The organism is Nonomuraea turcica, from assembly GCF_030718205.1.
Classification (GTDB): Bacteria; Actinomycetota; Actinomycetes; order Streptosporangiales; family Streptosporangiaceae; genus Nonomuraea.
The window spans coordinates 102,005-124,209 of record NZ_JAUZQF010000024.1 but is presented as its reverse complement, the minus strand read 5'-3'; the positions used below and the strand labels follow the sequence as shown (position 1 = coordinate 124,209).

At 67.8% G+C, this 22,205-nt stretch carries 25 protein-coding genes and 1 pseudogene; 13 read left to right on the top strand and 13 right to left on the bottom strand.

The window, feature by feature from the left end; all coding sequences use genetic code 11:
• Window positions 1–24: 24 nt before the first annotated feature.
• On the top strand, window positions 25–333 hold the full coding sequence (locus tag Q9G87_RS45870; protein WP_305922945.1) for a nitrile hydratase accessory protein: 309 nt from the start codon (window positions 25–27) through the stop codon (window positions 331–333).
• Window positions 334–485: 152 nt separating this feature from the next.
• Window positions 486–1,583: a HoxN/HupN/NixA family nickel/cobalt transporter gene (locus Q9G87_RS45865; protein WP_305922944.1), complete on the top strand. Its 1,098-nt coding sequence runs from the start codon at window positions 486–488 to the stop codon at window positions 1,581–1,583.
• A 65-nt stretch (window positions 1,584–1,648) separates the two neighbouring features.
• Here Q9G87_RS45865 and Q9G87_RS45860 read toward each other — a convergent pair whose 3' ends face one another.
• The 3 genes from Q9G87_RS45860 to Q9G87_RS45850 form a co-directional block, all read right to left on the bottom strand.
• Window positions 1,649–2,485: a class I SAM-dependent methyltransferase gene (locus Q9G87_RS45860; RefSeq protein ID WP_305922943.1), complete on the bottom strand. Its 837-nt coding sequence runs from the start codon at window positions 2,483–2,485 to the stop codon at window positions 1,649–1,651.
• Between the two features lie 281 nt (window positions 2,486–2,766).
• Window positions 2,767–3,528: a hypothetical protein gene (locus Q9G87_RS45855; protein WP_305922942.1), complete on the bottom strand. Its 762-nt coding sequence runs from the start codon at window positions 3,526–3,528 to the stop codon at window positions 2,767–2,769.
• 4 nt (window positions 3,529–3,532) lie between these two features.
• The gene (locus tag Q9G87_RS45850) at window positions 3,533–4,069 is read right to left on the bottom strand and encodes an RNA polymerase sigma factor (protein WP_305922941.1); all 537 of its coding nucleotides are present in this window, start codon (window positions 4,067–4,069) and stop codon (window positions 3,533–3,535) included.
• Between the two features lie 768 nt (window positions 4,070–4,837).
• On the opposite strand from Q9G87_RS45850, the gene Q9G87_RS45845 reads away from it, so the two are divergent.
• From Q9G87_RS45845 to Q9G87_RS45835, 3 genes are read left to right on the top strand one after another with little or no spacing between them, the layout of a single operon-like run.
• On the top strand, window positions 4,838–5,206 hold the full coding sequence (locus Q9G87_RS45845) for a hypothetical protein (RefSeq protein WP_305922940.1): 369 nt from the start codon (window positions 4,838–4,840) through the stop codon (window positions 5,204–5,206).
• 7 nt (window positions 5,207–5,213) lie between these two features.
• Window positions 5,214–5,639, top strand: a complete 426-nt coding sequence (locus Q9G87_RS45840) for a rhodanese-like domain-containing protein (RefSeq protein ID WP_305922939.1) — start codon at window positions 5,214–5,216, stop codon at window positions 5,637–5,639.
• Window positions 5,636–6,817 (top strand): cysteine desulfurase family protein, encoded by a 1,182-nt coding sequence (locus Q9G87_RS45835; RefSeq protein ID WP_305922938.1) that lies wholly within the window; start codon window positions 5,636–5,638, stop codon window positions 6,815–6,817. Before Q9G87_RS45840 ends, Q9G87_RS45835 begins: the two co-directional genes overlap by 4 nt.
• Before the next feature lie 330 nt (window positions 6,818–7,147).
• On the opposite strand, the gene Q9G87_RS45830 is transcribed toward Q9G87_RS45835, so the two are convergent.
• On the bottom strand, window positions 7,148–7,915 hold the full coding sequence (locus Q9G87_RS45830; protein ID WP_305922937.1) for an SDR family NAD(P)-dependent oxidoreductase: 768 nt from the start codon (window positions 7,913–7,915) through the stop codon (window positions 7,148–7,150).
• A gap of 359 nt (window positions 7,916–8,274) precedes the next feature.
• Window positions 8,275–9,429, bottom strand: coding sequence for an alpha/beta hydrolase (locus Q9G87_RS45825; RefSeq protein WP_305922936.1), 1,155 nt, complete (start codon window positions 9,427–9,429; stop codon window positions 8,275–8,277).
• A 265-nt stretch (window positions 9,430–9,694) separates the two neighbouring features.
• On the opposite strand from Q9G87_RS45825, the gene Q9G87_RS45820 reads away from it, so the two are divergent.
• The 3 genes from Q9G87_RS45820 to Q9G87_RS45810 all read left to right on the top strand — a co-directional run bounded on the left by Q9G87_RS45820 (window position 9,695) and on the right by Q9G87_RS45810 (window position 12,214).
• The gene (locus Q9G87_RS45820; protein ID WP_305922935.1) at window positions 9,695–10,636 is read left to right on the top strand and encodes a helix-turn-helix transcriptional regulator; all 942 of its coding nucleotides are present in this window, start codon (window positions 9,695–9,697) and stop codon (window positions 10,634–10,636) included.
• A 135-nt stretch (window positions 10,637–10,771) separates the two neighbouring features.
• Window positions 10,772–11,329 (top strand): cyclophilin-like fold protein, encoded by a 558-nt coding sequence (locus tag Q9G87_RS45815; protein WP_305922934.1) that lies wholly within the window; start codon window positions 10,772–10,774, stop codon window positions 11,327–11,329.
• Window positions 11,330–11,500: 171 nt separating this feature from the next.
• Complete coding sequence (locus Q9G87_RS45810) at window positions 11,501–12,214, top strand: SDR family NAD(P)-dependent oxidoreductase (RefSeq protein ID WP_305922933.1); 714 nt, start codon at window positions 11,501–11,503, stop codon at window positions 12,212–12,214.
• A 185-nt stretch (window positions 12,215–12,399) separates the two neighbouring features.
• Here Q9G87_RS45810 and Q9G87_RS45805 read toward each other — a convergent pair whose 3' ends face one another.
• Both Q9G87_RS45805 and Q9G87_RS45800 read right to left on the bottom strand, forming a co-directional pair.
• On the bottom strand, window positions 12,400–14,436 hold the full coding sequence (locus tag Q9G87_RS45805; protein ID WP_305922932.1) for a ligand-binding sensor domain-containing protein: 2,037 nt from the start codon (window positions 14,434–14,436) through the stop codon (window positions 12,400–12,402).
• Between the two features lie 26 nt (window positions 14,437–14,462).
• A complete protein-coding gene (locus tag Q9G87_RS45800) occupies window positions 14,463–14,633 on the bottom strand; it encodes a hypothetical protein (RefSeq protein WP_305922931.1) in 171 nt (56 codons plus the stop codon).
• Window positions 14,634–14,967: 334 nt separating this feature from the next.
• Between Q9G87_RS45800 and Q9G87_RS45795 the strand changes: the two genes are divergently transcribed.
• On the top strand, window positions 14,968–15,831 hold the full coding sequence (locus Q9G87_RS45795; protein WP_305922930.1) for a CPBP family intramembrane glutamic endopeptidase: 864 nt from the start codon (window positions 14,968–14,970) through the stop codon (window positions 15,829–15,831).
• A gap of 116 nt (window positions 15,832–15,947) precedes the next feature.
• Window positions 15,948–16,385, top strand: a complete 438-nt coding sequence (locus Q9G87_RS45790) for an ATP-binding protein (protein ID WP_305922929.1) — start codon at window positions 15,948–15,950, stop codon at window positions 16,383–16,385.
• A gap of 80 nt (window positions 16,386–16,465) precedes the next feature.
• Here Q9G87_RS45790 and Q9G87_RS45785 read toward each other — a convergent pair whose 3' ends face one another.
• From Q9G87_RS45785 to Q9G87_RS60975, 3 genes and pseudogenes are all read right to left on the bottom strand, one after another.
• Entirely contained in the window at window positions 16,466–17,632 is a 1,167-nt protein-coding gene (locus Q9G87_RS45785; RefSeq protein ID WP_305922928.1) for a serine hydrolase domain-containing protein, read from the bottom strand.
• Between the two features lie 31 nt (window positions 17,633–17,663).
• On the bottom strand, window positions 17,664–18,080 hold the full coding sequence (locus Q9G87_RS45780; protein WP_305922927.1) for a serine hydrolase: 417 nt from the start codon (window positions 18,078–18,080) through the stop codon (window positions 17,664–17,666).
• Window positions 18,081–18,133: 53 nt separating this feature from the next.
• Window positions 18,134–18,484, bottom strand: a pseudogene (locus Q9G87_RS60975) (serine hydrolase domain-containing protein); the annotation flags it as partial.
• A 419-nt stretch (window positions 18,485–18,903) separates the two neighbouring features.
• On the opposite strand from Q9G87_RS60975, the gene Q9G87_RS45770 reads away from it, so the two are divergent.
• Window positions 18,904–19,629, top strand: a complete 726-nt coding sequence (locus Q9G87_RS45770) for a GbsR/MarR family transcriptional regulator (RefSeq protein WP_305922925.1) — start codon at window positions 18,904–18,906, stop codon at window positions 19,627–19,629.
• Between the two features lie 72 nt (window positions 19,630–19,701).
• On the opposite strand, the gene Q9G87_RS45765 is transcribed toward Q9G87_RS45770, so the two are convergent.
• Complete coding sequence (locus Q9G87_RS45765; protein ID WP_305922924.1) at window positions 19,702–20,124, bottom strand: VOC family protein; 423 nt, start codon at window positions 20,122–20,124, stop codon at window positions 19,702–19,704.
• A gap of 74 nt (window positions 20,125–20,198) precedes the next feature.
• Between Q9G87_RS45765 and Q9G87_RS45760 the strand changes: the two genes are divergently transcribed.
• Window positions 20,199–20,792 carry a TetR/AcrR family transcriptional regulator gene (locus Q9G87_RS45760; protein ID WP_305922923.1) on the top strand — a complete coding sequence of 198 codons (594 nt, stop codon included), beginning with the start codon at window positions 20,199–20,201 and terminating at the stop codon, window positions 20,790–20,792.
• 128 nt (window positions 20,793–20,920) lie between these two features.
• On the opposite strand, the gene Q9G87_RS45755 is transcribed toward Q9G87_RS45760, so the two are convergent.
• Complete coding sequence (locus Q9G87_RS45755; protein WP_305922922.1) at window positions 20,921–21,445, bottom strand: hypothetical protein; 525 nt, start codon at window positions 21,443–21,445, stop codon at window positions 20,921–20,923.
• A complete protein-coding gene (locus Q9G87_RS45750; RefSeq protein WP_305922921.1) occupies window positions 21,435–21,863 on the bottom strand; it encodes a MarR family winged helix-turn-helix transcriptional regulator in 429 nt (142 codons plus the stop codon). The genes Q9G87_RS45755 and Q9G87_RS45750 overlap by 11 nt, the downstream gene beginning before the upstream one ends.
• Window positions 21,864–21,903: 40 nt before the next feature.
• On the opposite strand from Q9G87_RS45750, the gene Q9G87_RS45745 reads away from it, so the two are divergent.
• Window positions 21,904–22,158, top strand: coding sequence for a hypothetical protein (locus Q9G87_RS45745; RefSeq protein WP_305922920.1), 255 nt, complete (start codon window positions 21,904–21,906; stop codon window positions 22,156–22,158).
• Window positions 22,159–22,205 lie beyond the last annotated feature (47 nt).

Here is a 22,205-nt window from a genome sequence, read left to right as displayed (position 1 = left end):
CGGACACCAGAGAAAGGGAATCCCATGGAGGCCACCGCCACCACCGCACCCCTGCACGAAACCTGCGTCACCGACATGAACGCGCCCACCTTCGACGCCGACTGGCAGCGCCGGGCGTTCGGCGTCGCCGTCGCCCTGTCGGAGTTCGGCCACTACCCCTGGGACGCATTCCAGCAGCGGCTCATCGCCGCCATCGGCGCATGGGAGTCCGCCCCCACGGCCGAGCAGGGCAGCTGGCAGTACTACGAGCACTGGCTCGCGGCGCTCGAACACGTACTGGTCGATCACGGTCTGGTTGGAGAGAACGAGATGGGTGCCCTGCCCGGGGCGTAACCCGTTCCAAGACCCGGATCACCAGGACGTCCGCTCCGGCCCGTCCGCCAGGGCCGCCGCACCCGCGAGTGGCTCCCCCACCAGCGGGTGCGGCCCGCCCCCTCTCGATGCTGACGACGGCACCGCGCGGTGCCCCTGCCAAGGATGTATGCGTGACCACAACGACCATCACCCCCGGCCGATGGACCCGCGCCGAACGGCTGCGCATTACGGGCATCGTCGGCGTCATCGCCGCCCTGCACGTCATCGGATGGAGCCTGTACCTCTTCTACGCCAGCGGCCCGGCCGGCGCCGGGGCCTTCGCCGGAGCCGGAACCCTTGCCTACACACTCGGGATGCGGCACGCCTTCGACGCCGACCACATCGCCGCCATCGACGACACCACCAGGCTGATGATGCAACGCGGACGCAGACCCGTCGGCGTGGGCTTCTTCTTCGCCATGGGCCACTCCACCGTGGTCCTCGCCCTCGCCTTCGTCGTCGCGCTCGCCGCGGGCCACGCAGGCTCGGGCATCGGCTCCTTCCGCCATGTCGGCGGCCTGGTCTCGCAGATCGTGGCCGTACTGTTCCTGCTGCTCGTCGCCGTGCTCAACCTCATGGTGCTGACCGGCATTGTCGGCCTGTGGCGGCGTATGGCGCAGGGCCGGCTGCACCAGGAGGAGCTCGAGCGGCACCTGCTCAACCGGGGCCTCATGAACCGCCTCCTCGGCCGCCGCGCCCGCGCGCTGATCCGTTCCTCATGGCACATGTACCCGGTTGGCATCCTCTTCGGCCTCGGTCTGGAGACCGCCAGTGAGATCACCCTGCTCACCCTGTCCGCCAGCGCCGCCGTCCACGGGTCCGGCCTGCCCACCCTCGCTGTCCTCTCCCTCCCGCTGCTCTTCGCCGCGGGAATGAGTGCCTTCGACACCGCCGATAGCATGCTGATGACACGCCTGTACTCGTGGGCGTACCGCAGCCCCGCCCGCAGGCTCTACTACAACATCGCCATGACCGGCATGACCGTGGCCGTCGCCGCGTTCATCGCCAGTGTCTACGTCGCGGGGCTCGTCGCCGACGCCACCGGAGCCGGGGGACTCCTCACCGCCTACGCCTCCCTGGCCGACCAATTCGAACTGCTCGGCTACGTCGTCGTCGCCGTCTTCGCGGCCTCCTGGCTCTCCGCCGCCGCCATCTGGCGCTACCGCGGACTCGCCGAGAAGTACGGCGACCGGCAAGGTGCCGCCGACGAAGTAACCCAGCGATCCTGAGTTTTGGCGCGAATCCTGACTCAGGACACTAGTTAGGCGATCCCGTACCTGTGCGGATACGCAGTTCAGACATGAGGCAACATCGCGCGCAGCGAGTACAGGATGGGCAGGTGGGAGTCCCCGAAGCGCAGCCGATACAGGTTGTCCTCATCCGGATGCAGGAGGTTGCGGGGATCGATGTCTGTCGCGACGTGCTCGCCCAGGTGCGTCACGACAAGCCCAGCCTGCGCGGCGGCGGTCACGATCTCGCCCAGCGAGTACGGGTACTGGACCGTCTGCTGAACCGGCAGGCGCAACCCGGCATCGGCGTACGTGCCAGTGACCGTCTCCACCTGGGGTTCGCCGCCGCCGTACGGCCAGTCGGCGACTAGTGGATCGATCGTGGCCAGGATCTGGTACGCCGGATGCATGTCCACCAGGATCAGGCTCCCGCCGGGCCGCAGCGCCATGGACGCCCCACGCATCCAGGCATCGAGCTCGGCGATCCAGCACAGCACCCCATAGGTGGCCACCACCACCTCGAACCTGCCGGCCAAGGTAGCGGGCAACCGCTGGGTGTCGGCCTCGACGAAGGTGGCCGTGAGACCAGCGCGCTCGGCCAGCTCTCGTGCCCGGGCGATCGCTACCGGGGAGAAGTCCACGCCGGTGACGCGGGCGCCCAGCCGTGCCCAGCTGAGAGTGTCCAGGCCGAAGTGGCACTGTAGGTGCAGGAGGTCCTTCCCTACCACTTCGCCGGCCAGCTCCCGTTCCAGTGCACACAGTGTCTGCCGCCCGGCCAGGAAGGTTTCGACATCATAGAACCGGTCAGCAGCGGTCGAACCATGCACGTGGGCTCGCACATCCCACAACGCGCGGTTCAGGGCGAGTCCGTCCCGGCTCGGAGTCGTCTCAAACTCGGTCATGTCGCGAGAATGGCACACATCAACCTGCGGCTTCATACCGACTCGTGGTTGATCGCGCCGACGACGCCGCGGAGGGAGGGTCCATGTACCAACGAGGTCGGCTGTACCTCAGAACGAGCTGCACCCAACAGCGCTTGGAGTCGAGCGCCTCGCTGGCGGCCTACCTTGGGGACGACGTCGAGGAGCTGAGGTGCCCGTTGACACGCTCTGCTCCTGCGGGATCGGGAAGCCGTGGCGCGGGCGAACTCCTGGCCGGACGGACTGGCGGCAATTCCCGTGAGCTAGCTCCGGAGCGGGGTCGGAGTGTGTGCAGGATAGTCGACCCATGCGCAGGGTTGGGCAGAGCCGTCGATGAGGTAGTTGCTCATGGATACGCTTTGCGCGCGCCTCCAGCCCTGCTGCTGCCGCTGTTGTTCGTGTACTTTCGCGTACTCTTCCTCGCTTAACAGTGAGTTCTCGTCGAAGACTATGTTCCAGATCAGCGTCTGACCTGGCTGTATCCGGTCCGGATGAAGGATGAAGACCCATTCGCCGAATCTCGTGGTCGGATTCGGGTCATGTGCCCAGGGGTGTTCGATGACTTCTGGCTGCTGCTCGGCCATCCTCCCGCGAGGCTCGTTTGTGCAGCGGCCGGGATGCGACGCGTAGGTGATGGACGCGTTCACGCCGAGCGTCAGCAACTTGTCCTCAAGGCCCTGGGGTTCGGTGGGTTCTCGGATGTGAATGGCAAGGGTGCCATCCGGCCTGCGCTCCACGGCGTAGGCGGTACGAGCTTGAAGAACGTCAAGGGCGGCGAAGGCGACGATCACCAGGATTGCGGTGGCAGCGACACCGCCGGTGACCATGAATTTCGCCGACCAGAGCCGGTGCGGTCTCCCGTCGGGGAATTGCCGCCCAAGACGCGGGCGCTGGTGACGATTCGCACTGAGAGTGGCCGCCGCTTCCATTTCAGCGGTGAGTCGTCGCTGTGCCTGTGCCATGACGAGGTCTGACGGCGGAGGCAGCGAGTCACGGTAGTCTTTGAGTAACCTCAGCTCATCCATGGCTTCACCTCTTGGCCGGTTCGGAATGTTGCAGTGCTTGACGAAGGCGCCGTCGTGCGCGATTCAGTCGAGAACCCACAGTGCCGGCCGGAATGCGCAGGGCCAGCGCGATCTCCTGGTAGCTCAGCTGCTCGTAGGCCACCAGCAGCAGCACATCGCGATCCGCCTGTGACAGCTGTGCCAGTCCCGCGCTGAGGCTGGGGAGCATACGCTGCGCGGATAAGCGTTCTGTAGCCTGTTCGACCCATTCGTCGAAGTCGTCACCCGGGCTCGCCCGCGCCAAGGCTCGATATCTGCGGATTTCACTTCTCCGGTGCTGCCGAATGAGGTTGGTCGCAATGCCGTACAACCATGGACGCGCAGACGGCCAGCTTAAATCGTAGCGATGGCGACCCGTGAAACCGATAAGGAATGCTTCGGCCGCGATGTCGTCGGCGTTCGCCGACCCCAGCCGCGACGCGACATAGCCATGAATCTGGGAGAAGTAGCGGTTGAAGATCTGGGAGAAGTGCTCGGGGTCATGTCGAGACTTCTCGATCACAACGGCATCTGACGGCTCTAGATCGGACTCCATACCTCTTCCCGGCTGGCGCTCGGCAGGTGAGTTTCTCGACCGTCACAACGGTCTACCATCTATTGGCCGCAGCCTCCGTCCTTCTTCACCAAAGGCCTGACCTGCCCCGGGGCCCACCCGCGTCGCGTGGGTCGGGCACCGTGTCCAGACGGCGCCCACTGCCCTTCCTGCCCGGATTGGCGGCGAGCAACTGCCAGGCCGTTCCCTCCTACCCCTGCACTGTGGTCAACCTGGTGGCGCTGGGCACGGGCTGACGCTGCTGCACGGCGGTGATCCGCCGCGCCTCAGATGCTCGGGCAACAGCCCGCCGGGGCGGTGGTCCGTCCCAACGCACACCTACGGTTCAGCGCCGGTGGCGGGAGGGGCCGGCGGTGCGAGGCGTCCTTGAAGCCGACGCCGAAGGCGGTGTCCGTGACGGTGCGGGCTGCGTGGCGCGGGTCGGCGAGGAGCCGGGCGGCCTTGTCGAGCCGCTGCTCCTGGATCCACCGGGACGGCGAGCTGTCCCCTCCGCATCGCTAAGCACCTGGTGGCCGATGTCTGTGACGCTGGAGCTCGTCAGACAGCCGTTCCGGGATGCGCGCGTGTCGCTCGCGCACAAATGACGTAGGCCCGGTGCGCTCGGTTCGCCGAATGGCCACGGCTGGACAAGCCCGCACCGGCAATGAACGATACGTCCAGCACGTCTCGCGTTCACGAATGCACCAACCTCATCGTGTCCCGTGAAGGAGTACGAGCATGCTTGGAACGCCGAACCGCCGCCGCATCCGGGGCGCCGCCAAGAAGGTCGTTCCCGTCCTGGTCGCCGCCATGACGGTGTGCGCACCGGTCCTGGTGGCCGCCGGACCCGCGGCCGCAGAACCGAACCCCTGTCTGGGACGCGGCGATGGCGGCACCGGAGGGACGATCCGGAAGAGCAGCGCCTCCTCCACCATCTACGGCACCTGGTACAACTGCTCTGGCGGCACCGGACTCGACTACGTCAAAATCATCGTCTCCGGCGCCTCGGACGGCCCCTGCATCTGGGTTCCGTACGGCACGACCGGCTCCTCGACGTTCGACCGCATCGGCCTGCGCCCGACCTACGACGGCTGGCGGCGCTGCTGACCCCACCGTGCGCCGCGGCGATGTCCTCCCATCTGATGGGGGGACCCGCAGCTCCCGACCCACCACGATCGCCGGACCGCCCGGCACGGAACCCACCAGGTCATCGCTGGTCCCACGGCCGGACGACGGCGGGACGATCGATACGAAGCAATCGCGAAACCGGCAGGCGCTCGGACGTTCCCGCGGCGAACTGACCACCAAACTCCACCTGCTCGTCAAGGCCGCGGGCCCGGTCACCGAGCTGGCCGACCGGATCAACGAGCTGCTCGAGAACAGCGAGATCGTCGTATACTGTCGCGGCGAATACTGCGTGCTCGCCTACGATGCGGTGCGCTTGCTGACCGACCGCGGACGGCGCGCGATCCGCCTCAGCGGCGGCATGCTGGAATGGCGGCTGTCCGAGCTGCCCATCGAGGCAGGAGCGCCGGCATGACCAACCGCCCGGCCCTGCAGGCGCCCCTTCACCCCGGGCTGGCCGGCGGGCCGGTCTACCTGGACTACAACGCCACCACTCCCGTCGACCCGCGGGTGGCCGAGGCGATGGCAGCGCACCTGACGGACCTGTTCGGCAACCCTTCCAGCAACCATCCCTACGGCGAGCAACCGCGCGCGGCACTCGAGCACGCCCGAGGCCAGGTCGCCGCGCTGATCGGCGCGCACCCGCGCGAGGTCGTGTTCACCGCCTCCGGTTCGGAGGCCGACCTGCTCGCCCTGCGCGGCGCCGTCATCGCGTCCGGCCGCCCGCGCCCGCACGTGGTCACCCAGGCCACCGAGCACCCGGCCGTGCTGCAGACCTGCCGCGCGCTGGAACGCCTGCACGGCGCTCGGGTGACGGTGCTGCCGGTCGACGGCGACGGGCTGGTGGGCCCGGCCGCGCTGGCCGCCGCCTTGGACGAGGACACGGTGTTGGTGTCGGTGATGGCCGCCAACAACGAGACCGGCGCCCTGCAACCGATCCACGACCTCGCCGCCCTCGCCCACCAGCATGGCGCGCTGCTGCACTGCGACGCCGCCCAGGCCGTCGGGAAGATCGCCCTCGATGTCGAGGCGCTGGGCGTGGACCTGCTCACCATGGCCGGGCACAAGATGTACGCGCCCAAGGGCGCCGCCGCCCTGTACGTACGCGACGGCGTGACCCTGGAGCCGGTCGTCTACGGCGGCGGCCAGGAACGCGGCCTGCGCGCCGGCACCGAGAACGTCGCCCTGGCCGTGGCCCTCGGCACTGCCGCCGACCTCGCCGCCCGCGACCTCGCCGACGGCGGGCCCGCCCGCCTGGCCGCCCTGCGCGACGACCTCCACCAGAGGCTGGCCGACGGTCTACCCGGCCGGGTGCACCTCAACGGTCCCGTCGAGTGCCGGCTGCCGAACACCCTGAACGTCGGCATCGACGGCGTCCTCGGGCACGAACTACTCGCGGCGGCGCCGGAGATCGCGGCCTCCACCGGGTCGGCCTGCCACAGCGGCACCCACACCCCCTCCCCGGTCCTGACCGCCATGGGGCTGGACACCGCCCGCGCCCTCGCGACAGTGCGGCTGTCACTGGGCCGCTGGAGCACGCCTGCGGACATCGAGACGGCGGCGACCGCGCTGATCAAGGCGGCCGCCGCGTGACAGCGCCTACCGGTCCACTGTGAAACCGGCGCCTGCCTGGCTTACTGAACGTCAGCATCTCCGGCCGTGCGCTGCCGGCCGCTCACCATCGAGGCCGTCATCGCCTGGTTGGACGCCAGCCGGCCCGATCCCGACCAGGCCGCCGACCGCTTCTCTCAAGCCGTGCGCGGTGTCATGGCCGCCGCCCAGCGCGCCCAGGCCAGCGCCGCGCACGCGAAGAACAACGCGATCAGCAGTTCGGGCGGGTTGGGCAGTACGAAAATGTCGGCCACCTGCTCGGAGAGGATAACCAGCAGCCTGCGCCGAGTCCCTTCCTCAGCGTTGAGGAATTCATCGGGCGACGTAGCCGCCATCGACGGGAAGGGCGACGCCGATGACGAAGCCGGCTCCGGGGCTGCACAGCCACAGGACGGCTTGGGCGATCTCCTCGGCGGTCCCGAGCCGGTTGATGGGCTGGTTGGCTTCGGCCTCGGCGCGGTCGAGCTCGCCCTTGGCGATCATGTCGCTGACCATGGGGGTGTCGATGGGGCCAGGGCAGACGGCGTTGATGCGGATGCCGCGTGGGGCGTATTCGAGGGCGGCGCTGGTGGTCAGGCCGATGACTCCGTGTTTGGAAGCGTGGTAGGAGGCACGGCCGGGGAGGCCGACAAGGCCGCCGAGGGAGGAGCAGTTGACGATGGCGCCGCTGCCTTGTGCGCGCATGTGCCGCAGTTCGTGCTTCATGCACGCCCAGACGCCGCGCAGGTTGATGGCGTTGACGCGGTCGAACCTTTCGGCGGGTTCGTCGGCGGCGTCGCTCGGCGGGATCTGGATGCCCGCGTTGTTGTAAGCCATGTCGAGGCGGCCGAAGGTCTCGACGGTGCGGTCGACGGCGGCGGCGACCTGGTCCTCGTCGCTGACGTCGCATGTGAGGGCGAGGACGCGGTGGCCTGCCTCGGTGAGGTCCTTGGCAGCTGTGTTCAGGGCCTCTGCGTTGATGTCGGTGAGGGCGACGGCGGCCCCGGACTCAGCGAAGGCGCTGGCGGTGGCCAGCCCCATCCCGGAGCCGGCTCCGGTGACGAGGGCGACCTGGCCGGTGAAGTCGTAGGTGGGGTTCATATCGTGTTCTCTCCTGGCGGGTGTGGCTTTCGTTCGGATGCTGGTCACCCCGTCGTAGCGGCCGTATCGGCCCCGTAGCGGTCGGAGCCTGCTGCTACTCGGCCACCTCCACGGTGACCTGGCCTCGTTCGAGATGGTTGAGCGGTTCCATGCCCGACTCGCCTCCGCCGTTCACCGGACGAGGGAACGCGGGCGTCCGCTTTCGTGAGCGCCGGAGGGCGGGCACCGCCGTGTGCGAATGCCGGGGTCGATCCCGCGGTTGCGGATCAGGTCGATCAGCTTCGGCAGGTCCTGGCGCACCGGCGAGGGACCGCCGTGACCGCTGTTGCTGCGCGTTCTCCCCCTCGGCCACGCTTGGGTCACTTCAGATTGTTCCGGAAGAACGTGGTCAACTTGCCGAAGGGGATGAGGTTGACGCGATCGTAGAGATCCACGTGACCGGCGCCGGGAACAACCACCAGTTCCTTGGCTTCACCGGCAAGCCGGTAGGCCTCTTCGCTGAATTCCCTGGAATGAGCCTTCTCTCCCGTGATGAAGAGCATCGGGCGGGGAGAGATCGTCTCGATGTCGGCGAACGGGTAGAAATTCACGAACTTGACGTTGCTGGTGAGCGTGGGATGCGTCGTGGTGTTCGGGCTGTATCCCCTGGCGGTGCGGTAGAAGTCATAGAATTCGCGCTCGACCGGAGTCGAGTTGTCATTCAGCTGTTCAGGCGTTCCGCTGGTGTATTCGGTTTGACCACCCGCGAACTCCACATCGCGCTGTTGCGCTGCCTGCTTGAGGATGTCCTTTCGCTGCTCGAGGGTGACGGACTTCCTGAGCCCGTTGCGGTTGGCGGCGCCCATGTCGTACATGCTGACTGTCGCGACGGCCTTGATACGCGGATCGATCTTGGCTGCACTGATGACGAAGCTCCCGCTGCCGCAAATCCCGATCGCACCGATCCGCTCCTTGTCGACGAAGGTCTGGGTGCGCAGGAAATCCACCGCGGCACTGAAGTCCTCGGCATAGATGTCCGGCGAGACAGCGTTGCGAGGCCGGCCGTCACTCTTGCCCCAGAACGACAGGTCAAGGGACATGGTGACGAATCCCCGCTCTGCCATCTTCGTGGCATACAGGTTTGCGCTCTGCTCCTTGACCGCACCCATGGGATGTCCGACCACCATCGCCGGATTCTTCGCCCGGCGATTCAGGTTCTTGGGGACGAACAGGTTCCCCGCGACGTTCATCCGGTACTGGTTCTTAAAGGAAACCTTCTGGACCGTTACGCTGTCGCTGGTGTAGAAGTTGTCCGCACCGTTGGATGTGTCCCCAGGTGGCAGGTTCGGCGTTGAAGGGGCCACCGACGCCGAGGGCGTGGCGGCCTGAGCGGTCGAAGTGAAACCTGTTGCGAAAAGTACACCGAGTACGGCGGCGCCGGCGCCGACCCGTTTGATCAGGCCACGGCGTGTGCGGTTCCGCCCTGCGGATGCCGTTTTCATCGTCTGTCCGGCGGTATCAGACTTCGTGTTCATCGTTGATGCTCCTTGCGGTCCGCGCCGAAAACTTCGGCGGCACGGGAATGCAGCAGTTCCCTGATCGGAAGCGATTGGCCCTCAGAGGTGAGGGTGAGTAGCTTCTTGATCGAGCGGCACTGGTGACAGCTTTCGTTGACGACAGGCCATCACGCCGTATGACAACACCTAGAAAACCGGCTCCATCGCGCGGGCGGGAGGTCGCGTTTATCGGGGGGACAACCTCCACCCCCATACCGCCCCGGCCGCTTCATACAGTGAAGATGTGCGCGACAACCGAGACGAGATCCGCGACTTCCTCGCCAGCCGGCGTGCCAGGATCACCCCGCAGCAGGCCGGGCTGGCCCCCGGCGGGCGCCGCCGGGTGCCCGGCCTGCGCCGCGAGGAGGTCGCCGTGCTGGCCGGTGTGAGCACCGAGTGGTACACCCGTCTCGAAAAGGGCCACATCAGCGGTGTCTCCGAGGATGTCCTGAACGCCGTCGCCCGAGCCCTCCAGCTCGATGACGCCGAACGCGCTCACCTGTTCGACCTGGCCCGCGCCGCAGGCCCCGGCCCCCGCACCCGCCGTTCCGCTCACAAGGTCCGTCCCGGGCTGCAGCGGATGCTGGACGCCATGACCGACGCCCCGGCCATCATCCGCAACGGTCGCATGGACATCCTGGCCTCCAACCGCCTCGGCCGCGCCATGTACTGGCCGGTCTTCCAACACTCCGCCTCCGGCCGGAGCCCACACCCGCGCACCAAACCAAGCCAGCCGGCCAACATCGCACGCTTCCAGTTCCTCGACCCGGCCGGACCCGACTTCTACCCCGACTGGGACACCGCAGCCGACGTCACCGTCGCCCTCCTGCGTACCGAAGCCGGCCGCGACCCCTACAACAACGACCTCACCCACCTGATCGGCGAGCTGTCCACCCGCAGTGCCGACTTCCGCACCCGCTGGGCCGAGCACAACGTCCGCCTCCACCACACCGGCACCAAGACCTTCCACCACCCCGCCATCGGCGACCTCACCCTCGACTACGAGTCCATGGATCTGCACGCCGACCCCGGCCTGAACCTGACCGTTTACACCGCCGCTCCCGACACGCCCTCCCACGACGCCCTGCGCCTGCTCGCAAGCTGGGCCGCCACCCTCGACGCCACGCCCTGCCTCACGCAGGAGGATCAACGCCACGACCATGTGCAGGAGGAACGGCCTCGTTGACCGCAAGAATCGCGTCGTCCAGCCGCAGGCCGGACAGCCCCGCAAGGAGGGGCGTAGTCACGCAGCTGAGGGAACGCTGGTCACCGGGGTCGCGGACCCGATCGCGTATATCGACAACACCTCAAGGACATGCTCGTGCAACGGAACGCCTTGCTCATCGGTCCACTCGCCGCGCTTCTTGCCCTCACAGGCTGCGCCACGACGGCCGCGAGCCCGGCCGCGTCCGAGCCGGACACCTCGGCTCCCTCAGCATCCACGCCGCCGGTACCCACCTCGGCGAGCACCCCGAACACCATGCCGACACAGGTCCCCTCCACAGCGCGTCAGGTCGAAGGCAGCATCGTGCGCTTCACTGCCGGCGATACCTCTGTCGACGTCGTCATCGGCGCTGACAACGCCACGGCTCGGGACTTTCTCGCGATGCTCCCGCTCACCCTTTCCTTCGAGGAGTTCAACGGCCGCGAGAAGATCGCCGACCTCCCCCGGAAGCTGAACACCACCGGCTCACCGGGTTCAGACCCTGAAGACGGCGACCTCATCTACTTCGTCCCCTGGGGCAACCTCGGCTTCTATTACAACACCGCTGGCATCGGCTACTCAGACCAGGTGATCCATATCGGCACCTACAACGCTACTGCCGAACAACTGCAGCAGCTCGAGAAAGGCGACGTCACCGTCACACTGGCCAGATGAAGCGCGGGGTGACCCCCTCAGTCGTGGGCAGACAAAGCTGCGGTAGAACACACATCGACCACGACGGATCCCCGGCGACCAAGGGCAGGTCTGGCGAGGGGGGCGTGGTTCAGTGAGGCCAACTCCCGACCAGTTCGCCGCACCCATCACACACAGACGGGAAGGACTGAGATGGCACTGATTCTGGTGACCGGGGCATCCAGCGGGCTCGGGCACAACACGGCGAACGCGTTGGCCGACGACGGGCACGACGTGGTCATCCACGTCCGCAACCAGGCCCGTCTCACCGACGCGGACGACGCCTCCCGGTGGAAGGGCGTCGTCATCGGGGATCTCGCCGAGCTGGACGAGATCCGCGGTGTTGCTCGGCAAGCCTCCAGGTTCGGCCGCTTCGACGCCGTCATCCACAACGCCGGCGTCCTGCACTCTCCCGACGTGATCAACGTCAACATCGTCGCACCGTACGTGCTGACGGCCCTGATGGACAAGCCGGCCAGGCTCGTCTATCTCAGCAGTTCTATGCACCGATCCGGCTCCACCGGCCTGCGGCGGCTGACCGCCGGCACCGCCTCCTACAGCGACAGCAAACTGTGGGTCACCGCCCTCGCGCTTGCCGTCGCGTCCCGGTGGGAAGGAACCTCCAGCCATGCGGTCGACCCCGGGTGGGTCCCCACACGGATGGGTGGTCCTGGCGCACCGGACGACCTGACCGCCGGGCACCAGACACAAGTGTGGCTCGCCACCCACCATGACGTGACCCCAAGCACCGGCGGCTACTGGTACCACCAGCAGGTGCAGACACCGCACCCCGCATCGCGAGACGAAGATTTCCAGGCCCGCCTCATTCACGTCTTGGAGAGCCACACAGGCGTCCCACTCGACTGACCGCGACCCCGCTGCACTCAGATCAAAGCGGGTCACCTCCCTTGAGGGCATTTCCCCAGGTCACTGGTACGTTCATGGACCGCTCTTGCGTGACTCCCCACGCCGGGAAACGACCTCAACGGTCACTCCCAATACTGCGGCGACGAGATACGGCCAGGTGAGCGGCCACGTTTCTCATGAGGCGGTCAGTACCAGCGGGACCGGTACAGGCGCTGCCCGCTGATCCAGTATTTGTCGCCGTCGGGGTGCGAGACGAGCTGCGCGCCCGCGGTACCCGGCGGGGCGGTGTCCGTGAAGGCCTGGGGGTCGAGTCGGTGGAAGCGGCCTCGCGCCGTCACGTACAACTGCCCGTCGCTCGCGTCGAAGCGGACCTTCGCCGCCAGCGGGTTCCATTCGCTGACGCTCGACCAGTCGAACGGGGCGACTTCGTGCGTTCGCACCGCTTCCCGCGTCGCCGGGTCGAGTTCGAAGAGCTTGCCGGCGGTGATGCCCCACAGATGCCCCTCGGCGTCCACGGTGAGCCCGCTGATGGCCCGCTCGCCGGGAAGCGGCTCCGCCTCCCACAGCTTGGTGCCGGAGGCGACGTCGAAGGCGAAGACCTTGGCCGTGGTCTGGGTGGGAGTCGAGCCGTTGCCGCCGTAGACCATGGTGCCCCCGTACAGGACACCGCCGGCGTACGTGAGCGCGGTGATGCTCTGATCGGTCACCAGGCCGGGGTAGCGGCGGAGGCTGTCGTCGGCGGGATCGTACAGCGCGAGGTCGCCGCCGAGCTTGCCGTAGTCGGGCTGCGTGCCCACCGCAAGGTAGCGGCCGGCGGACTCCATCGCCCACGGCCGGCTCTGCGCGTGGTCGCGCAGAGAGAACACCGGACGCGGATTCGACGCGCCCCACGGCGCCGCCGGGTCGTAGGCGAAGATCTCCGCGCCCGTGTAGGTGCCGAGGTAGAGCTTGCCGGCGTGGGTGACCATGCCCTCGGCCTGCTTCGGGAATCCGCGGAACCACCAGGCGCCGGTCGCCGGGTCGTACGAGGAGAGCCCGCCGGAGAAGTATCCGCCCTGGTAGACCTTGCCGTCCGGCCCAACGGCCATCGCACGGGGCGTCACGGGAGTCCCCACGAGGCCTTCGACATAGTCCAGGGAGCCCGTGTCGGTGGCGGGGTCGTACTGCCACATCCGCCCGTCGCTGAGCGCCCCGACCACCAGAGTACGGCCGGAGCCTGGATCGACGACCCGTTCCACACCACGGCTGCCACCGGTCGCGAAGCCGGTTGGCGTGAGTGTGTCCTTGCCGACGTCGTAGCGCGACAGCCGATCGCCGCTGACCAGGTAGACCTCGCCCTTGGCGTCCCGGCGGGAGACCGACTGGCCGCTGAAGGCACCGAGCGACCCGGTCCAGCGGCTGTGCAGCGTGTCGTAGACGTAGCCGCCACCGGGCGACCACCTGACGTAGACGTAGCGGTGGTCGGCGTCCATCTCGTAGGTGAAGCCCGTACCGTCGGGCACCTCGTCGGGGACGGCGATCTGCCGTGTCTTCCCGGTCGCGAGATTGACCGCCCACATCTCCTTCTTGACCGACCCGGTACCGATGTATGCCGTGTTCCCGACGACGGCGGTGGACCGCACGTAGGTGTTGTGGTCGCCGAAGGTCCCGTAGTCACGCCACTGCCTGGTCTGCGGGCTCCAGCAGGCCAGGTGGGCCGGCGGGAGCACGCCCGGGCGGGCACCCTCGAACGTGCCGGTGCAGGCGACGCCATCCGGCGTGGTGTCGACCTGCCACAGGAAGCTGGTGTCGGGTGTAGGCGCTCCGAGGTTCTCGGCCTTGCCCGCGCCCCACGCCAGGCGGTAGAGCTCTCCGGCTCCGTACGTGGCCGCGTAGACCGTACCGTCACGCGCGACGTCGACGCCCCAGCCGCCTTGCGCCCGAGCCCCGAGCGGGTGCGCCTTGACCAGACGGCGCTGGACGGGGTCGATCTCGGCCAGGTAAGCCGGTCTGCCGCTGACGACCAGCCACATCCGCGTCGAGCCGTCCGGCATCCGAGCGGTGGCGCCGCCGGCCGTCGTGGTGGCGGTCAGCGGGATGACTCCGGCGTCCCTGATCCAGGGCACGGGCTCGTCCGCCGCGACCGCCGGCTGCGGGTGGAGCGACCCGCTCGCCAGAAGGCCGCCCACGCTGACGGCCAGCACGCGCCGCAGGCGTAACCAATGTCTCGATGCGTTCGTCAACACTCCGCTGCCTCCTGGGTGATCGTTCACAGGCGTGTCAGTACGGTGTCCTCGGCGAGGAAGAGGCGGCCGTCGGGGTGGACGACCAGATGCTGGGCCGGCCGGTCGACAAGCAGCCGGCTGGTGCGGGTCCTCCCTAGACACACGACTTCGGTCAGGACCGAATCGGGAACTTGGAACGATGGAATGGCCGTCACGAGCCTGAATTCGAGGGGAAAGGCGGTCGTTCTAAGGCGTCCTGTCAAATATCGGTCCACTGACCTGCGAGAACGACTTGACGTTGAGCGCGGTAGAGGGCCGTTGGGTGGTCTCTCGGGAGGATGCGGTACGGCTCCGCGCCGGCGGCCTCGCGGCCGTGCGGGAGTGAACGTCAGGCGGCGGGCTCGGTGAGCCGGAAGGTCCGGCGGTACATCGTTGGGAACACGCCCAGGGCGGCGGTCAGGTGCCGGCGGAGCCTACATCGAAGTGTTTACGGGTCGTCCCTCCTCCGGTCCGATGCCGAAAATTCCGGAAACGGGCAAGATCGAACCCATGGTGACAACCGACGCCCGCTCACGCGGCCGCATGATCGTGACCGGGGTAGGTCTCGCGATCTTCGTCCTGGCGTACGGATGGTTTCTGGTCACGGGTACCACGGAGATCAGGTCCTCAGCCGACCCCGGCGCGCCCGGCGAGAGCCTGTGGGCGGCCCTGCTGCCGGCCCTGGCGGTGATGGCGCTCGCCCGCCTGATCCCGTCCGCGACCGCACCGTCCCCGCCCCTGACCGGTCTGCCCCGGCCTCGGCTCCGGCGTGAGACATGGCTGCTGGTCGCGGCGGCGGTCGCGTTCGCGCTGCTCGTCGCCGGGCGGGCGCGCGGCGACTGGTACCCGCTGCTCAAAGTCCTGCTGCTGCTCGTCTTCCCGCTCGTGATGTTCCGCCTGTCACGCGGCGGCGGCCCTCGGGCGCGTGCGATCCCGCGGCCGGTCGTCTGGCTGGCTCCGCTGCCCGCCGTGGCGGCATGGTTCGCGCTCACCGAGATCGGGCCGTTCGACCCGCCCCTGACCCAGGCACTGCCCGATCCGGTGACCCTCGCCATCACCTCCCTGGTGACCCTGCTGACGGCGAGCGTCCTCGAGGAGATCTTCTACCGCGGCTGGCTCCAGACCCGGCTGGAAGTCCTCTACGGCCGGTGGCCGGCGATAACCTTCTCGGCACTGTTGTTCGCCGCCATGCACGCAGGCCGGGTCGACCTCACCGATCCCCTCCCCGGGCTCTCCTCGATCGTCGCCGTCCAAGGCGTGTTCGGCCTCATGACCGGCTACCTCTGGGCCCGCTACCGCAACATCTGGATTCCCATCCTGATTCATGTGGTGACCAACCTGGTCTATGTGGACCTGCTGCTCGACGGTATCTAAGGGGTGTTTGATTCGAGTAGATTGCGGCTTATGCGACGGGTCACGTGCTGCGCATGTGTACCAGGTTCGCCAGCGGGGCAGGGCTATTCCCAACGATGGCGCGCTTGCGACGGAAGGTGGCGATCGACGTGGCCTCGGGGTTCCGGTTGGAATGGCCGATCACGGAGGACCTCGTCACGTTGCGAGCGGCTGTGCGGGCGTTCGGCACTGGTGCCGGTCTGGCCGACCGGCGGCTGACGGATCTGGTGATCGCGGCGAGTGAGGCCGCCGCCAAGGTGCTGGAACACGGCGGACATGGCTTTTTGATCGCCTGGAGTGACCCGGGCGGGGTGAGCTTGGAGATCGTGGACGCGACTGGCGTGTTGACCATGGCGTATCTGACCGTCGATCCCGATCCCGATCCGGATCCGCTCGCCGGCCGGGGAGTGGCGTTCTGGCTGATGCGCCAGTTGTGTGACGAGATCAGTCTCGACGGCAGCGACGGCATCACCCGTTTGCACCTGCGTTTTCACTATCGAGTCCGGCGAAACGGTGATCGCCGCTTGCCGGTGTGAGGGCGAAGCGCGCAACGTTTTGCCCGGCCGATGTCGTTCGGCCGGGGCTGTGGTTGGGGCGTTGTGTGGCGTCAGCGGTGTCAGTGGGTTGTGGACTTGCAGAACTCGGCCTCGACCGCCTTGGTGAGGGCGGTGATCGGGTCGTTCCAGTCGCCGTTCATGTTGGTGACGATGGTGTGCGTGCCGTCGCGGCTGCCCATGGCGTAGGTGTAGGAGCCGTTGATGGCGCCGCCCATGCCCCAGACGGTTTCACCGCAGGACAGTTGCTGCTGCCAGGTGCCCATGCCGTACCGGGCGCCGGGGATCCAGCCCGAGCCCTCGGTCGAGATGCTGGTGTTCCATATCTCCTTCTGCTGGGCCGGTGGCAGCAGCGTGCCGTCGTGCAGTGCGGTCAGGAAGCGGCTCAGGTCCCCGGTGGTGGAGACGACGCCGCCGGCCGCCCAGGCGTAGGAGGCGTTCTGCTCGGTGACGTCGTAAGTCGTGGCGTCGGGGTCGGCTGACCACAGCTTGGAGTAGTGCCGCGGGTGCGGTCCGCGGATCCTGATCTCCTTGCCCGGCAGGTACGTCCCGGATAGGCCGAGCGGGCGGGCGATCCGCCGGGCGAGCTGCTCGGCGTAGGTTTGGCCGGTCGCCTTCTCGGTGATCATTCCGGCGAGGTCGTAGTTGGCGTTGGAGTAGCGGAAGGCGGTGCCGGGCTCGAAATAGGGCGGGTACGCCATCGCGACCTCGATCAACTCTTCCGGCTTGACCTTGTCGAAGCGATGCTCAAGGAAGCCTGGTCCTGAGTACTTGTAGAGCATCTTCTCGTCCAGATACATGTTGTAGAGCCCGCTGGTCTGGTTGAGCAGCTGCCGGATGGTGATCTTGCTGCCGTCGTTCCCGTTGCCCGTGACCAGGCCGGGCAGCCATTTGTGCACCGTGTCGTCCAGGCTCAGCTTGCGCTCGGCCGCCAGTTGCAGCACCAACGTGGCGGTGAATGCCTTGGTGATGCTGCCGACGCGGAAGCGTTCGGCCGGCATGCGCCGGCGACCGGTGGCGGTGTCGGCCACTCCCGCCGCGGCGAACGTACGCCTGCCGCTGTCGCGCACCTCGGCGACCATGCCCGGTATCCCGGCGGCCACCGTCTGCTCGAGCACGGCCTGGACCGCCGGACGGGTCACGGCGCTCGCCGGGGCGACCGCCACGGTGGTGGCTCCCACCAACGTCACCGCGGCCACGAGCGTTCGCAAGGTCATCAAAGAGGGCATCAGAAACTCCTACTGATCGAAAGGGGGAGGGTCAGGCGGCGGGGCGGAAGGCGGCGTCGAGGACCCCGATGAACAGGTCCATGGGCGGCATGCCCCAGTCGCCGTTGACGTTCTGGGTGACGATGCGCTTGCCGTCGCGCGTGCCGTACAGGTACGACCAGGTGCCGGTGATCATGCCGCCGTGACCGTACACGGTGGTGCCGCAGGGCAGGGTGACCGAGGAGATGCCGAGGCCGTAGCTGTAGCCGTCCAGCCATTTGCCGTCGGGGACTGGGGTCATGGTGAACATCTCGGTCTGCTGGGCGGCGGGTAGCAGCCAGCCGCTGAGCAGGGCGTTGAGGAAGGTGTTGAGGTCTGCGGCGGTGGAGATGATCTCGCCGACGCCGAAGGCCCAGCTGGGGTTCTGCTCGGTGACGTCGTGGATGGGGGCGTCGGCGTCGGGCAGCATGAGCTTGGAGTAGCTGCTGTGTGCGGGCCGCGGAAGCCGGTCTCGCCGCCGGGAGCGTAGGTGCCGGTCAGCTTGAGCGGGCGGGCGATGCGGTAGGCGACGGCGTCGGCGTACGACATGCCGGCCGCCTTTTCGATGATCATGGCGGCGAGAACGAAGTTGGTGTTGAAGTAGCCCCAGTCCTGGCCCGGCTGGAAGTCGGCCGGGTGGGAGACGGCGATCTTCACCAGGTCCTCAGGGGTCAGCTTGTCGAAGCGGTGCTCCAGCAGCTTGGGCGTCCAGTAGCGCTCGAGCATGCCCTCATCCAGGGTGTAGGCGAAGATGCCGCTGGTGTGGTTGAGCAGCTGCCGGATGGTGATCTTGCTTCCGTCGTGGCCGTTGCCACGCCCGCTGAACCGAACCACTGCTGTGCGCCGTTGCGGATCTCAGTGATCATGCCGGGGTAGCCCTGCTCGGTCACGGCGGCGTCCAGCAGGCGCTCGATCTCGGCCTGGCCGGGGACGATCCCGTTCGCGGGGGTGGTGGCCTGGCTGTTCATGGGGTCTCCTTCGGGCTTGTGGGGGCTGATCGGGGCCCCCGTTCTGTTGTCGATCTTCGCGACAAACGAAAAACTACGTTGCATACTCGGGATCGTCAATCACGAATACGCGAAGCAACAGAGAATTAGCAGCTCAGCTGCCAGTATTCGTTGCATGACGGTTGCCGATTGATGCAATACGGGTCATCGCGAGTTGCATGTCGTCGCCCGCTGGATGCACACTGTGCGTCAACCGAGATCCCCTCGGCCGCGCGCGGGCGGTCGAGCGAGCAGGAGGCGGACGCCGTGCCCGGAGACAGGCTCACTCAGCAGGACCGCCGTCAGATCGCCGACGGGCTGGCCGGCGGTCTCACCTACGCCGAGATCGCCCGCCGCCTCAAACGGCCCACCTCGACCGTCACGCGCGAAGTGATGCGCAACGGCGGCCCCGGCGCCTACCGCCCCGACCAAGCCCAGCGCGCCGCCGACCGGCGCGTCCACCGCCGCAGGACCACCCCCGCGACCGCACGCGGCGATGCCAACGCAGGCGAGCGCGACCTGCAAACCGTGCGCGAGGTGGCCGACCAGCTCACCGACCTGCTGGTGCAGGGAGGTATTCCGCAGATGATGGCCAAAGTGCTAGGGGCGTTGTACACCATCGACAGCGGCAGCCTCACCTCCGCCGAACTCGTCCAGCGCCTGCAGGTCAGCCCCGCCTCGATCTCCAAAGCCGTCGGCTACCTCGAAGCACAGGAGCTCATCCGCCGCGAACGCGACCCCCGCAGCCGGGCCGAGCGGTACGTCATCGACGACGACGTCTGGTACCAGGCCATGCTGGCCAGTGCCCGCGCCAATGCCCTGCTCGCCGACACCGCCCGGCAAAGCGCCCACACCCTCGGCCCGACCACCCCCGCCGGGGTCCGGCTGGAGAACATGAGCCAGTTCCTCACCAGCGTCGGCGAGGACCTGGTCCGCTCGGCCGAGCACTGGCGCCAGGTCTACGCCACCCCAAAGACGAGCGAGCACGGGTAAGCCCGGCGCGTGCGGCGCCGGGGCAGAGCTTCTTCGAGCCGGATGGGTCAAAGTCAGTCACGAGAGCACGATTCATCGACGGGAATCGACGTACTGGTCGGCGTACTCCGCCGATGGTGCGATGGGGGTGATGACGTCGATCAGGACCCCGTTGGGATCGGCCACGATGAAGTGCCGCTGCCCGAAGTCCTCGCTGCGCAGTTCGAGTTCGGCGGTCAGTCCCGCGCCGACGACGAGCCGCTCCCATTCGGCGTCCACATCCTCCACCTCGAAGTTCAGCAGCAGCCCGCGCACAGGAAGGCGATACGCCTCGGGCAGCGTCGGGTGGGCGTGGTCGAGCAGCGCGAGCTCATAGGACGGTGTCCCCGGACGCCGCAGGCTGACGTACCAGTCGGCTTCGAATGTCGTCTCGAACCCGAGCAGCCCGGTGTAGAAGTCGCGGGACTCCTCGATCCGGGTGGTGCAGATCACCGGATAGAAGCTGGTCAGTTCCACATGAACCCCTTTCGCGTACCATCGGTACGCCAATATGTATTTGACGTACCATCGGTATGTCAAGGGAGGGAAGCATGGAGACACGCGGCGTCAGAGCACAGCAGCGGGAGCAGACCAGGCAGGCCCTCCTGCGGGAGAGCAGGCGCCTGTTCGCAGCCCAGGGGTATGGCGCGGTGAGCCTGTCAGAGATCGTCGCCGAGGCCGGGGTGACCAAGGGCGCGCTCTACCATCTCTTCGACAGCAAGGCCGCGTTGTTCCGTGCCGTCCTGGAGCAGGTGCAGCAAGAGGTGGCCGAGACGGTGGCGCAGACCGCCGACGTCCACGACGACCTCTGGACGCGTCTGACCGCCGGCTGCCAGGCGTTCCTGACCGCCAGTACCACCCCCGGCATTCAGCGGATCATGCTCATCGACGGCCCCGCCGTACTCGGCTGGAACGAATGGCGCGCGATGGACGAGGCCGCCTCGGCCCGCCACCTGGCCGACGTGCTCACCGTCCTGATCGAACAGGGGACGATCGCGCCTCAGCCGGTCGCACCACTGACCCACCTGCTGTCGGGCGCGATGAACGAGGCAGCGCTGTGGCTCGCCGAGTCGGACGACCCCGCCGATCTGCCGGCCACGCAGGCCGCCCTGGCTCAGCTATTGGACGCACTACGCATCAGATGAGGTGGCCGGCACCGAACGGCCGAACACGCAGCGCAGCGTGTAGTTGAGCGACGGTCCGCGGATTTTGGGAAGGGAGGGCTGACGGTGACCCGCGCGACGGGTTCAGGTAGTCGGGCGTTGGGGGTGGGTCATCCGTGTTCGGCATGCTGCCCGTGGTCGGTGACCTGGGCGTCGAACCAGGCGTGCAGCGCCTTGATGAGAGCCGGGTCGGAGGTGGTGTAGGTGATCTGCGCCCCGGCGGGAGCCTCCGCGTAGCGAATGTCGATCCGGTCATGGCCCGCCTCGAGCTCCTGCAGGCCTGGCATCTTGCCGCCATGGATGGACGCGGGGTCGACGTAGTCGCCCTTGCTGAAGCCCACGGCCTCCTCGGTCAGGTGCTCGCGGATGAGCGTGACCTGCTGGGCGTCGGCGGGGTCGTCCGCGGTGACGGTCTGCAGGCCGCCGGTGGCCCACTTGGTGAAGCGGTGCGTGGTGCGCTCCAGGTCGAACGGCATCACCCGCCGGCTCTTGGCCGCGACCTCCGCCTGGCGGGCGCCCAGCGCCTGAGCCTCATTGCCGCCGTTCTGGCCGCCCAGCGCGTACCCGGCCGACGCGGCGGCGATCACCGCCAGGCCGGCCAGTAGCAGCGGGATACGTCGCTTCTTAAGGATCATCTATGGCCTCCGTGAGGATTTCCAGGGCATGCAGGACGCCGGCGCGTTCGTTCTCCGGCACACGGTCCAAGATCGAGGAAAAGCGGGCCGCTCTGGCCTTGGCCAGTTGCTCGGCGGCGTTCCTTCCGGCGGAGGTGAGCTGGACGAGGACACCGCGCCCGTCGTCCGGGGCCGGGATGCGCTCGGCCCAGCCCCGGTTGATGAGCTGGGTGACCAGGCGGCTGGTGGTGCTCTTCTCCAGGCGCAGCCGGTGCGTCAGCTCGCTTTGCCGCAGGGCGCCGTCCCTGGCCAGCTCGCCCAGCGCGTGCGCCTCCGACACCGGGATGGGCCGCCCGCAGGGGGTCTGGTCGGGCTGATGCAGGCCGAAGGCGCGGACGAACCGGCCCACGGCTTCCTGAAGGTCACGCTCATCCGCCATGGTTCGACCGTACAACCATCTCGTTGTACGGTGCAACTAGATGACGGCGATCACCTTCGCCGTCAAGGAAGGGATGGTTGGCGGCGCCGGCGTGCCGGTCGGCCAGGCGGCGCAGCTCCGCTTCGTCTTCGAAGCCGACCCGCCACGCGAGGGGAATCAGGGGCTCGGGATACCGGTCGAGGTCCTCGGAACTCTGATCATCGCCTCCATCCGCGAAGGCGAAGGCAGCCGAAGCGGCGCCGTATCAGCCGTTCGACGGTGGCGGCGCGGGCCATGCCGTACAGGCTCGCGATGAGGACGACGGGGGTTGGCACTGAGCCTCCAGATGCGCGGACGTCGAAG